At 40.9% G+C, this 12,935-nt stretch carries 8 protein-coding genes; 3 read left to right on the top strand and 5 right to left on the bottom strand.

The genetic code is table 11. From position 1 onward, the window contains the following. The coding region (locus PR809_RS18320; RefSeq protein ID WP_272524610.1) for a hypothetical protein at positions 1 to 234 on the top strand (234 nt) is incomplete at its 5' end. On the opposite strand, the gene PR809_RS18315 is transcribed toward PR809_RS18320, so the two are convergent. The 3 genes from PR809_RS18315 to PR809_RS18305 all read right to left on the bottom strand — a co-directional run bounded on the left by PR809_RS18315 (position 222) and on the right by PR809_RS18305 (position 6,545). Beyond that, on the bottom strand, positions 222 to 3,500 hold the full coding sequence (locus tag PR809_RS18315) for a type I restriction endonuclease subunit R (RefSeq protein ID WP_272524609.1): 3,279 nt from the start codon (positions 3,498 to 3,500) through the stop codon (positions 222 to 224). The two genes, PR809_RS18320 and PR809_RS18315, sit on opposite strands and share 13 nt — an antisense overlap. A gap of 122 nt (positions 3,501 to 3,622) precedes the next feature. Beyond that, positions 3,623 to 4,951, bottom strand: coding sequence for a restriction endonuclease subunit S (locus PR809_RS18310; protein ID WP_206276080.1), 1,329 nt, complete (start codon positions 4,949 to 4,951; stop codon positions 3,623 to 3,625). Continuing rightward, positions 4,941 to 6,545, bottom strand: coding sequence for a class I SAM-dependent DNA methyltransferase (locus PR809_RS18305; protein WP_206276079.1), 1,605 nt, complete (start codon positions 6,543 to 6,545; stop codon positions 4,941 to 4,943). Before PR809_RS18305 ends, PR809_RS18310 begins: the two co-directional genes overlap by 11 nt. A gap of 351 nt (positions 6,546 to 6,896) precedes the next feature. On the opposite strand from PR809_RS18305, the gene PR809_RS18300 reads away from it, so the two are divergent. Together PR809_RS18300 and PR809_RS18295 are read left to right on the top strand one after the other, a co-directional pair. Next, entirely contained in the window at positions 6,897 to 8,870 is a 1,974-nt protein-coding gene (locus tag PR809_RS18300) for a TonB-dependent receptor domain-containing protein (RefSeq protein ID WP_206276078.1), read from the top strand. Between the two features lie 14 nt (positions 8,871 to 8,884). Continuing rightward, on the top strand, positions 8,885 to 9,688 hold the full coding sequence (locus PR809_RS18295) for a DUF4198 domain-containing protein (RefSeq protein WP_206276077.1): 804 nt from the start codon (positions 8,885 to 8,887) through the stop codon (positions 9,686 to 9,688). A gap of 219 nt (positions 9,689 to 9,907) precedes the next feature. Here the strand turns inward: PR809_RS18295 and PR809_RS18290 are convergent, their stop codons facing one another. Then, complete coding sequence (locus PR809_RS18290; RefSeq protein WP_102137475.1) at positions 9,908 to 11,539, bottom strand: sodium/sugar symporter; 1,632 nt, start codon at positions 11,537 to 11,539, stop codon at positions 9,908 to 9,910. Positions 11,540 to 11,801: 262 nt separating this feature from the next. Beyond that, positions 11,802 to 12,806 carry a substrate-binding domain-containing protein gene (locus PR809_RS18285; RefSeq protein WP_166267918.1) on the bottom strand — a complete coding sequence of 335 codons (1,005 nt, stop codon included), beginning with the start codon at positions 12,804 to 12,806 and terminating at the stop codon, positions 11,802 to 11,804. Positions 12,807 to 12,935 lie beyond the last annotated feature (129 nt).

Below are 12,935 nucleotides of genomic sequence, written 5' to 3'. Positions count from 1 at the left end.
AACAAGCAAAAACAGGATATTAACGAGCTCAATCGCGATACCGAGCACGCCAATGACGGCAGCATCAACCCGATATTCGATAAAGAGAAAAAACAAAACCGTTTAAAAAAATCCCAGTTGATTGGTGAAATCAGTAATCAGACCATGGATATCATCCACACTGAAGGCGATATTGCAGGTCTGAAAGCGCAGAAAGACCCAGATGCGCTAGCGGTCGCCAATCACCCCAGCTGATATTTTTTAAAATTCTCGGCTTGTTCCAGCACACTTTTATATATCTCGTCATTGGCCACTGGTGGGAAGCCATAACGGTGCAATAATAAAATCAGGTCAACTTTCAGCTTCGCTTTAATATCGTCCCGGTTGCTCCAATCAGGGTATTGCGTGCTGTCATCGACAATCAGCTTCATATCTTTAGCAAGCGCCAACATTTTGGCGTCATCGTAGGTAAAATCGTATTTCTGGCACATGTGCTGTAAAATATCGAGGAAAGCTTTTTCTTCCATATCGATACCAATGCCTTTAAATGACATCATTTCGGCTTTGATGTCACAAATCATCGTCGCCATTTGTTCAGTGAAATCGTCGAACTCTTCACCATTGAGCACATCATTCTCTTTGCGTTGGTTATATTGCTCGACTAAAGCTTGAAAACGCTTGGAAAAGTTGATCCCTTGGAGTTGATTGACCTTTTGAAAATCACTAATGGCTTTTTGTAGCATCTTTTGTAGCAGCTGCATTTTTGTGTTTGGCAGCTTGATTTTATTGATACGAGCCATGTATTCATCATCAAAAATATCAATGGTCTCCGCTTTGTCATCACCCAACGTGAAAATCTCTTCCACACCTTCGGATTTAAGGGCCTCGGCTATCATCTCTCGCACTTTTTGGTTCATTTGCGCTGTATCCGGTGCGTCCCCTTTCGTTAATTTGTAAACGATGGAGCGTACCGCGAGATAAAAATGAATGTGTTCCCGTTCATCTTGAGTAATATCTTCACTGCCCACACAGACATCATAAGCGGCTTTCAACCGCTTCACTAACCCCATAAAACGCAGTTCAACTTTCTTGGTTTGCAGGATAAATTCAGCCGCTCGATTAAGGCAGTCTAGCTGTCGTGTTGGCGAACCTGAAAAGTAATCATCGCTATCAAATTTATGGAATACTTGCGCCAATAAGTTCAAGTGATTACGCACTTCAACGATAGATTGCTGAATATCTTCGAAATTAGACTTATCCGCTTTCGAATACATGGCCAACGCCATATTCATGCGACTTTTAATACCAATATAATCAACCACTAACCCCTTTTCTTTCTCTTCAAAACGGCGATTCACGCGGGAAATGGTTTGAATAAGATTATGCTTTTGTAATGGCTTATCGATGTAAATAGTATCCAGCTCTGGCACGTCAAAACCGGTCAGCCACATATCAACCACAATGGCTATTTTGAAGTTGGATTTCGGGTTCTTAAATTGTTTATCTAACTCTCTGCGGTAATCTTTCGTTCCCAGCAAATTGTACATGGCCTCATGGTCATCTTTTCCTCGAGTCATCACCATATTGACCATCGGCAGGCGCATCAATTCGCTTTTCTCTTGCTCAGTGAGTTCAGCACCCTCTATTGCCAGTTTCGCCTCAAACCACTCTGGCCGTTGTAACTTCAGGCTCTGATAAAATGCATAGGCAATATCACGGCTAGCGCAAACCACCATCGCTTTGCCTTTGATAGTCGAGCCTTCTTCAACACGTTTTTCATAATGTTGTGCAAAATCCTTCGCTAGCGCATCAATACGGTCAGGATCCCCTAAAATGGAGTTCATGTTCGCTGTGGCTTTTTTGCTTTCTTCTATCTGATATTCGCTGGTGCCTTGCGCTTCACACTCTTGGTAATAGCGTTCGATTTCTTCTAATTTGCTGTTATCAAGGGCGATTTTAGCGGCACGCCCTTCGTACACAATGCGCACGGTAATTTCATCATTCACCGATTCGGTCATGGTGTAGCTATCGATAGTTTCACCAAATACATCTAAGGTGGCGTCGATAGGCGTTCCCGTAAAACCAACGTAAGTGGCATTCGGCAGTGAATCATGCAGATATTTAGCAAAACCATAGGTCTTTTTAACCGTGCCGTCTTCTTGGTTAATACTGATTTTTTGGTCGAGGTTAATTTGGCTGCGGTGAGCTTCATCAGAGATACAGATAATATTACTGCGCTCAGAAAGCAGTTGAATATCTTCTGTGAATTTATGAATGGTGGTGAGGAATACCCCGCCACTGGCACGCCCTGCTAACTTGTCGCGTAGATCTTGTCGGCTGGTGACCGGTACAATAATTTCATCGCCAATAAAGGCTTTTGCATTGCAAAATTGTTTTGCCAGTTGTTCATCAAGATCGGTGCGGTCGGTGATTAAAATAATGGTTGGGCTAGCGAAATCGACGCTTTTCATCAATAAGCGCGCTAAAAATTGCATGGTGTAGCTTTTACCACAACCAGTCGCACCAAAGTAGGTGCCCCCTTTACCGCTACCCCCGATGTTTTCACCGCCCGAGTTTATCTGCTTACGCTCTTTTTCGATGTTGTAAAACAGCTTACGAGCCGCATAATACTGAGGATAACGACAACATACTTTCACTTCGTGCTTGCTGGTATCAGGAAAGAAAATAAAGTTTTTCAATACATCCAATAAACGAACGGGATGAAATAGCCCTTCGATCAGGGTATATAGGCCATTGATGCCTTGTTTTTCCGTTGATTCGTTACCGCTGATTTTGCGCCATGCGTAGTAGAATTCATAAGGGGCAAATAGGTTACCCATTTTGTTATTCACGCCATCACTAAGAATACACAAGGCGTTATAAACAAATAGCTTAGGAATATCGCGGCTATAACGAACGCAAAGCTGTGTCCATGCGTCAAATAGGGTAGCTTCTTCACCTCGCACCGCTGATTTAAATTCGAAGACCACCAGCGGTAAACCATTAACGTATAAAATTGCATCAGGGATACGCAGTTGGACTCCCCCATCACGGGCTTGCCCTTCGATTTCGAGCTGGTTAACTAACCGATAGCGGTTATTATCTGCCTCCGATACGATATCTTCCCCGGCAAATAATTTAACCAATTGAGCAGGCAATGTTTGGGTATCGATCAGTTCGATATACAGGTCTTTTTGCTTGCGGTCTTCGCGTTTGAGTAAAAAACCATTACTGAGCCAATGGCAAAAAGTTTTATTACTTTGGTAGAGGTCGCTGGCTGGCAAAGATTGTAATTGCAGAACAATCGTGGTGATTTCACTTTCAGTGATGCCATCTGCTTGATATTGGTTAGCAAGGTACTGACGTAAGTCGTCCACTATCAACACTTCGCTATTGTCTTTGCGTGGAATTGTGTTGCCGACATAATGCGGATAGCAGGTTTTTCCTGCATTGTTTGCATGTTGTCCTAGCAGTTCAATAATTGCCTGTTCCAATTTGGCTTCGGTGAAGATATGGCTCATGTCAGTGGCTTCTTGTCTGTTTTATAAATTGTTTTTTATCGCGTTTTTTAATTAAGCTAGTTTAATTGATTAGATAACAAAAACCGCTGCACAATAAGAAAAATGTGAAGCGGTCGAATAAATTAGATGAGTGTTTCTTCTGGAATGTCTATTTTGATATCGTCTAAAGACAGCTCGCCGGAGATCAGTTTAGGGAGGAGAGTGTCACGGAGTTTTTCAAGGTTTTTAGATTGCTCATTATTAAAATCCCCCACTTCAATGAATGATTCGACTTGTTGATGAAATAACTGTTGCAATTCTATTGTAGGTAAAGTTATCAGTTTTCGTTCTAGCGAACTTTTCCACTTAGCATATGGAATTGTTGAACCTTCTGAATGAAGAGTCGCATATTCAACTGTTGATTCTTGATATGCCATAAAAAAAGAAAAATAAAGAGAGCAGGGATCATTTGCTATTAGAGTAAAAACTGTTGAACGAGTAACTCCATCAAATGGGGCTATGCATACTTTATGGAAATAAGGCCTCATCGCACCAAAAAGGATATCTCCTTTCTTGAATAGGAGCAGGCTACTATTTGCCTCTTCACCAGATTTCCATTCTGAAAGGAATGGTGTTTTTGTACCAATACATTCAATTGGTACATATGGCAAATTTATTGTTTCTTCTGAAGGTTTTGTTCTTTCATTTCGTAATAATAAAACATCACCTAACTCACCTACCTGCCACCCCTTAGGCACCCATCCCCCAAGCCCTAACGCAGGCTCTGAACCTTCTTCAAAAGCATCAGGAAATAACTGACGAATATCTTTTGATGACGGCTTAAAATCATCACTTTTACGCGCCGTTTTACGCAATTCAACTCGACGCAGTAATTCTTCTGAAAAGGCTAAATCCTGCTCAAAAAAACCGGCATCTAGTGCGTTATCGATAACAGGGTCAAAATCCACAAACCATGATTTAAATAGAGCTTGCGCCATTTGTTCTAAGGTTTTGTTTATTTGGCGATTTAAGGTGATTTTGTTATCTAATACTCGCAGAATTTCCGCCAATTTTTTCTGGTAATGTTTATCTTTAGGGATTTTTACTTTAGCTTTATGGATATGGTTACGGTTTATACCCGGTACAGCAGCTTTATCAGTATAATCTGAATAAGAGATAGTCTTTAGAAAATAATAAATAAATAAGGGATCATTACCTTTAAAATCGCGTACATACAACGTGGTGTTTAAAGGCCAAAAATCAGTTTCAAGATAAAATACTTCACCAATCGTACCATATCGTCCAGTTACAACTCCGGGAGCAGTAACTTTACTCTCATTATGAAGGCCTGATTCCCCAGAAGAGGATACCACTGGTATATTACCAGCGAGCCTAGTTGTCTTAGGCAAGTCATAACCACGTTTAAGCTCTATTACATCCCCAAGCTCACAATTGATCCACTCACTCCCCATACCCCAGCGCCTCCATATTTTTACGGATAGCTTTATCAAGCTCTGCCGCTTCATCCATCTGGCGATAAAGAGTTTGGGTTAGTTCCTGCATCTTGGCTTCAAACGACACACCGTCATCTTCAACTTCCGCAGCACCGACATAGCGCCCCGGTGTGAGTACAAAATCATTGGCCTTGATATCGTCAAAGGAGGCAACTTTGCAAAAACCGGCTTGGTCTTGATACTGCTCAATACTGATTTCATTGGCTGCAACACGACGTTTCAGTTCACTTTCGCTACTGCGCCATGCATGGAAGGTATCAGCGATAGTGGCGATATCCTCCGCTGTGAATTCTTTTTGGGTACGGCTGATCATCGTGCCAATATTACGCGCATCGATAAACAAGGTTTCCCCTTGGCGGTCACGATAACCATATTTGGCGCTCGCGTGTTTACTTTTACTGATAAACCACAAACAAACGGGGATTTGCGTGGTAAAAAAGAGCTGACCGGGCAAAGCTATCATGCACTCAATACGGTCATCTTCGATGAGTTTTTGGCGAATTTCGCCCTCACCACTGGTATTCGAGCTCATCGAACCATTGGCTAACACAAAGCCCGCAACCCCGTCTTCACTGAGCTTAGATAACATATGCAAAATCCACGCATAGTTAGCGTTTCCCGTCGGTGGGGTACGGAACCCCGCAAAACGTGGGTCGTTGGTCAGCTCGGCTTCATTACGCCAATCTTTTAAGTTAAACGGCGGGTTCGCCATAATAAAGTCGGCTTTTAAGTCAGGGTGTTGGTCTGCGAAAAAGGTATCCGCTGGGCGTTCCCCTAAATTGCCCGTCAGCCCCCTCACCGCCAAGTTCATTTTCGCCAGTTTATAGGTGGTGCTGGTCAGCTCCTGCCCATAAATCGCAATATCTTTGCTTTTCCCTTGGTGGCTTTCCACAAATTTCAACGACTGCACAAACATACCGCCTGAGCCGCAGCACGGGTCATACACTTTACCTTGGTAAGGCTCTAACATTTCAGCAAGTAAGGTTACTACCGATTTTGGGGTATAGAACTCGCCCCCGCCTTTACCTTCGCTCGCAGCAAAGCGCCCTAAAAAATACTCATAAACACGGCCGACGAGATCTTCTTCCCCTACCCCACACTCCGTGGCAAGGGTATCGATGTTTTCAATGCTGTCGATAAGTGAGGCGAGCCTTTTCGGTTCAAGCCCTTGGCGAGAAAAATAGTTATCCGGCAATGCGCCTGTCAGTGATGCGTTGCTTTTTTCAATGGTGGATAACGCAGTATCAATAATCACCGCGATATCATCTTGTTTCGCACGCTCTTGCACATAAGACCAGCGGGACTGTTGCGGCAAAAAGAAAACGTTATCTTGTTGATAAAAAACATCCATATCAACAAAGGCTTCCTGACCATTTTTGATTAATTCGCTACGTTTGGCTTCGAATTTGTCACTAATAAATTTCAGGAACACCAAACTGAGTACCACATGCTTATACTCAGAGGATTCAACGCTACCACGCAGTTGATTAGCGGTATCCCAAAGGGTTTCTTCAAAGCCTTTGGTTGGTTTTTTCGCGGGTGATTTTGCCATGTCGATAGATTCTCTTTTCTTATCAGTTATTATCGGAGAGCACTGAGTTAGTGTTGATTGTTTTTACGCCAGCTGCCGATAATGTATACAAAATAGGTATGAAGAAGATTATCTCATAAAATCAGATGGGTTTGGGCGGCTACCGCTGAAATTCTTTTTGAAACATTCGCTTTAATGTCCAATGAGATCTTACCCATAATTAGCTGATACACAACAAAATTAGAGAATTAGCGTGGTATCGGCAGCAAAATCCAAAATAATAATTTCAAAATAATTAGAGAGAAAAACTTGAAGTTATATTGTTATGTTATAACATAACTTTCACGTATCGGATCTATATTGGGTTTATTAATGAGAACAACAGCATTAGCAACTTTTTTTATTTTATTTCTAGGGAACCATAATTCGAGTTTTGCCGTTTCTACTGCAAAAGACTCAACAATTACTGTCACAGCAACAGGTATAGAAACGGAACAATTTGAAGCACCTTCCATCGTTAATGTAGTACACAACAATACGGCATTAACTTATACCTCAATGACTGCGGGGGGACTGTTAAAAGGGATCGCGGGGCTCAGTGAAGTTGGCGTAGGTCGTACTAATGGGCAAACATTTAACTTACGAGGTTATAACAAAAATGGGGTTTTAGTTCTGGTTGATGGCGTGAAACAGGACACTGGAATGGATAAGGGAAGTGCGACATTTGTCGACCCATTTTTAATCCAAAAAGTTGAGGTTGTCAGGGGACCTATGTCAAGTTTGTATGGTAGCGGTGGACTTGGGGGAGTCATTGATTATCGTACTGTAAATGCAAAAGATTTTCTGAATGGTAACGAAAAATATGGCTTTCGCGTATTTACCGCAGGGGCAACAGGGGACCATAGCTATGGGACAGGTGTGATGGCATATGGGCGAACAGCACAATTTGATGGTTTGCTTTCGCTGAGTCAACGCCAGCGAGGTAATATTTATCAAGGAGATGGATACTCCGCACCAAATGATGAGGGAAATAATAGTTTGTTTGCCAAAGGTGAATATGCGATTGACGAAAACCAAAGTATAAGCGGCAGCATCAAACACTATAGTAGTAAATCAAAAGAACCCGGAAACCCAACAGTCACTAGTCCTAGTGTTGATAATTCAGAATACTATCACCGCAATATTACTCAGCGTGATATACAAATGAATTATCATTTTAACCCTACTTATTCAGGCTTAATTGATTTGAATACACGGCTTTATTCTTCTGAAGTGGATGTTCATTCAACACCTGCGGGACAAAAAAGTAAACACCGCAATAGCACAAGTTATGGAACAAAAATAACGAATACGAGTGTGATCCAATCGCCATTATTTGGTCAACAAATTATTGTAGGTGGCGAATTTTATCATCAAAAGCACCAACCTTCAGGTACTGAAACCGTCTACCCTGATGGGAAAATCAATTTTTACTCAGGGCTAATCCAAGATGAGATTACATTACGTGATTTACCAATGACTTTTATCATTGGTACTCGTTATGACCATTATCAAAGTAGCAATTCAAAATATGGTGATTTAACTGCTAGCAACTACTCGCCAAAAGCCGCAATTGTATTAAATCCAACCGATTGGCTGATGCTATTTGGTTCCGCATCCTCAGCCTTTCGGGCGCCCACAATGGAAGAAATGTATCGTGATGGATTACATTTTTATTCACGAGGGAAACCTAATTATTGGGTACCAAATCCAAACTTAAAGCCTGAAACTAATAATTCACAAGAGATTGGGGTAGGACTGACATTTGATTCTATTTTCTCTGATGGAGATAACATCGAACTGAAAGGCAGCTACTTTAATACCCATGCGAAAAATTATATAGCAACGCATGTCGATAGAAAAAAGGGAATTACCTATGCAAATAATGTCGCGTTAGCAAAAATTTGGGGATGGGATATCCAATCAAGTTATGAACACCGTGATTTCAAATTAGGCCTATCCTATAACCATACTGAAGGAATTGATGCAAATAATCGTGAATGGTTAGGAAATTTAAGTCCTGATACGGTGGTCACTTCTCTAGAAATACCCACATCACTCAGTGGAGTATCCGTCGGTTGGCGAGGCACTTTTGTCGCCCCAGCTCGCCATGTGAAAACAGGCACGGACACTCAAGCAGGCTATGTTTTAAATACATTTTCTGTGGATTATCAACCTCTCGAAAATCTAAAAGGCGTAACAGCTGCGTTAGTTTTAGATAATGCATTAAATAAGCAAGCGAATTCAATTCAAGGTGCTCCTATTGCGGGCCGCTCTGTTAATGTTTTTGTTAGTTACCAATGGTAAATAGGAATACTGAAATGAAATACCAATTAATTACGATTAGTTTATCCACATTGTTGATGACATCTATAGCGTCCGCTCATGATGTTTGGCTCACAGCTAAGCCAATAAGCGACCGTATTATTGCTGAGATTGGCTATGGCCATGATTTCCCGTCGAAAGGACGTTTACCTAATCGACAGGATTACTTTGTATTACCGCAAATAACGACAGAACAAGGAAGTGAACCATTAGAAAGTACAGGAGCAGATTATGTTTATGAATATAAGCAAAATCTAAAGAATGCCGATAATTTCATTATATCAACAAATATGAAACCGATGTTTTGGTCTAGAACTAAGGAGGGTTGGAGGCCATTAAATAAGCAACAAGCAGAACAAGCGAGCTATTGCCAGTTTAGCGTTAAATTCGCTAAAACGATAGTGAGTGACGGTAATATCAAATTAGATAGTTATATCTTTAAACCAATAGGGCAAGAATTAGAAATAGTTCCAATTAATAATATTTTTTCTAAAAATGAGCAGGTAGATTTATTTCAGGTTTTTTACCGTGGTAAGCCACTTAGTTATAGTCAAGTTGAAATAGATTCTGCTGAGTATATTAAAAATAGTCATAACCATAGTCATACCGCTAATAACGAATCAAAGCACCCGCCACATACAGCGGAATATTCAGTGACGAGTAATAATAATGGCATTATTTCCGTTAAACATTTACCTGCCGGTGAATGGATGTTGTTAACTAAGTATAAGCAACCATTTGAAAATAGTGAGCGATGTGATGAAAGTGTGGCGGTAGCAACGTTGTCATTTAAACGTTAATCGCAATCTTTTTACTGCTCTGAAAGCTTTCTCATAGATAAAATTGAATTATAGGTGAGATAGCTTTTTCTCATGGGGTTTGGGGCAATAGATAGTTAGTCTGATTTCAGTGTTGATGATAAGCCATTATTTCGCTTAACAAATGCAAAAAATAAGGCGGGAGTTACCTTTCCCGCCTTATGCTATCATTTTACTTATCAGCTTGTTCGATGTATTTCGTTACCAGAACAGTGCATATAGAACACACAAGATAACCATAATTGCGTATGACGCAATATTGAAACCTTTCGACGTTTTAAACGTTTCGGACGTTAGGATAATTGCACCCTCACAGTCATCGTCTTTTGCCGTTGTCAGGCTAATTAAGCCAATCACAACCGCAGTAAAGAAGAAGGTGTACATCATTTGGTCTAGGAATGGCATACCTAACGGCATCAGTTTTAAGAATAATGCAAACGGAATTGAGAGCAGCACACCGATGATCGCCCCTTTCGCATTGGTTTTCTTCCAAAACAAACCTAATAAGAATACGGCTAAGATACCTGGGCTAACTAACCCCGTATATTCCTGAATATATTGGAAAGCTTGTCCAATGTTACCCAGTAATGGGGCGATAAAGCATGCAACGATTAACGCAACGACTGCACTAATCCGCCCGACATTCACTAATTTATGATCCGCGGTTGATGGAGCAATGTATTCTTTGTAGATATCCATGGTGAAAATAGTTGCCACTGAGTTCAACATGGAAGCTAAAGAAGAGACGATAGCCGCAGCTAATGCCGCAAACACGACCCCTTTAGCGCCTACTGGTAAGAACTGAGTTAACCATGGGTAAGCTTTGTCCGCTTGGGCCAGTGTTGGTATATGTTCTTGTGCCATCGTTCCTAATCCCGCCAGTAATGCAGGGTCAGAAACAATCACAAATGCCGCAATACCCGGTACGACAACAAGGATTGGGACAATGAGTTTAAGAAATGCGGCAAAAACCAAGCCTTTTTGCGCTTCATTAATAGACTTAGCGGCTAATGCGCGTTGAATAATATATTGGTTAAAGCCCCAGTAATATAAATTGGCAACCCATAAACCACCAATTAACACTGCAATACCGGGTAAATTACTAAACTGTGGGTTGTCTTGGCTTAAAATCATTTCAAAATGCGCGGGTGCTTCACTTGCCATACGGCTCATACCTGCGAATAACCCCGCATCACCGCCAATATAGCTTACCGCCATTATTGTGGTTAAAAAGCCGCCTAAAATTAAGAAGAAAACTTGTACAACATCCGTCCACGCAACCGCAGACAGCCCGCCATAAAGAGAGTAAATCACTGCAAATAATGCTAAGCCAAAAATAGCATAATGCATTGGGATACCTAGGATTGTTTGTAGTGCTAACGACCCTAAATAAAGAACTGAAGTTAAATTAACAAAGATAAATAATGCCAGCCAGAACACGGCTAAGATCGTTTTTAACGTTTTATTGAAACGTTTTTCAACAAACTCTGGAATAGTAAAAATGCCTTTATCAATAAACACTGGCATAAAGTATTTTGCGACAATAATCAGTGTTAGTGCTGCCATCCATTCATAGGACGCGATAGCCAAACCTATTGAAAAGCCAGAGCCCGACATACCAATAAACTGCTCTGCTGAGATATTTGCCGCAATCAATGAAGAACCAATTGCCCACCAAGGTAATGTTTTTCCTGCTAGAAAATAGTCTTTTGTACCTTTCTTTTGCCCTTTTTTATCTCGAGAAACCCAAAGACCAACACTAATAATGACAAGCACATACAGAATGAATATTCCGTAATCTAATGTGCTTAACCCAACCCCTTCAGTTTGCATAGTCAAATTCCTTCGCCAAGTGATAACAAAGCAAGTGTAAACGTTACCACAAAATATCACCGTTAAATGAATCACATATTTTCACAATATCATCTAAAATATTAACTTAGTAAGCTAAATAGCCGGAATCAATACAAAAAATCACCGAGAAGTAGAGAGAAAGTGGCGAGAACAAACCTGTTTTATAATAAATTCGTGAAGTTCATCAAATACAAATGAGAACGTTTACATTTTTTTCGTCATTCTATGGACTATAAAATAATTAGGCGTGCAAAGGCCTAACTGAATTACGTTGAACCAATGTCGGAGAATAAATCAAACTTTCACCTGTCGTTTTTTCCCCTCTTGCTAAAGAGAGCGCTAGTTGAGTGGCTTTTTCTGCCATCATTTGGATAGGATAACGAATAGTTGTCAAGCGTGGATGGATATAGCGGGCAATCAACACATCATCAAAACCAATGACAGAGACCTGTTCTGGCGAGTGAATTTCATTTTCATCTAATACCGCGATGGCTCCCGCAGCCATAAAGTCGTTGTAACCCACGACCGCTGTGATTTCGAGTGATTTTATCAGTAAGTTAGTCATCGCTTGCTCCCCGCCTTCTCCATAAGGCGTACCATATTCAATATAACTATCAGACAGTTGAATGCCATTATTTTTTAACGCATCTCGATAACCCTGTAAACGCTGCACGGCATCCTCAATTTGGTGATTTGAAGAAATGTACGCAATTTTAGTATGTCCATGTCGAATGAGATGTTCTGTTGCTAAATAGGCGCCCTTGTAGTTATTTAATGAAATACAACGGGTTGCAATTTCATCAATATGGCGGTTTATTAGTACCATACTTGGGACTTCTTTCGCATATTGCAGCAGTTCTGCATCATCAAGGGCTTTCGAGTGGATCACCAAGGCATCACAGCGGTTGTTGATCAATAGCTCAATAGATTGGCGCTCTTCCTTGGCATTATGGTAACCATTACAAATCAGAATATGTTTACCGTTTTTATGCGCTACGCCATCAACGGCTTTGACCATAACGCCAAAAAAAGGGTCGGAAACATCGTTAACTAACACCCCAATGGTATTTGAACTTTGGTTCACAAGAGCACGAGCAGCGGCATTGGGGCGATAACCCAGCTTATTCATTGCACTCTTTACTGAGACAATAGAAGCTTGACTCGCCTTCGGTGATTGGTTAATCACTCGAGAAACAGTTGCAACCGAAACACCTGCTTCTTTTGCCACATCTTTGATTGTCGCCATCGTATACCTCTACAATTAGGATGGCTTATTAAACAATGCGCTAGAATTAAAAACAATGGCATAACGCATATTAAAATTATTTAAATTAAAATAATGGGTTTATGGTGCAAAAAAGAAAACACCGCTTAA

The organism is Providencia sp. PROV201, from assembly GCF_028479545.1.
In the GTDB taxonomy this organism is placed as follows: domain Bacteria; phylum Pseudomonadota; class Gammaproteobacteria; order Enterobacterales; family Enterobacteriaceae; genus Providencia; species Providencia huaxiensis.
The sequence above is the reverse complement of the archived record's forward strand: the minus strand, read 5'-3'. Positions and strand labels throughout refer to the sequence as shown.

Coding starts and splice junctions, on each gene's coding strand:
- PR809_RS18315 (WP_272524609.1), bottom strand. CDS start 3,500: ATGAGCCATATCTTCACCGAAGCCAAATTGGAACAGGCAATTATTGAA.
- PR809_RS18310 (WP_206276080.1), bottom strand. CDS start 4,951: ATGGGGAGTGAGTGGATCAATTGTGAGCTTGGGGATGTAATAGAGCTT.
- PR809_RS18305 (WP_206276079.1), bottom strand. CDS start 6,545: ATGGCAAAATCACCCGCGAAAAAACCAACCAAAGGCTTTGAAGAAACC.
- PR809_RS18300 (WP_206276078.1), top strand. CDS start 6,897: ATGAGAACAACAGCATTAGCAACTTTTTTTATTTTATTTCTAGGGAAC.
- PR809_RS18295 (WP_206276077.1), top strand. CDS start 8,885: ATGAAATACCAATTAATTACGATTAGTTTATCCACATTGTTGATGACA.
- PR809_RS18290 (WP_102137475.1), bottom strand. CDS start 11,539: ATGCAAACTGAAGGGGTTGGGTTAAGCACATTAGATTACGGAATATTC.
- PR809_RS18285 (WP_166267918.1), bottom strand. CDS start 12,806: ATGGCGACAATCAAAGATGTGGCAAAAGAAGCAGGTGTTTCGGTTGCA.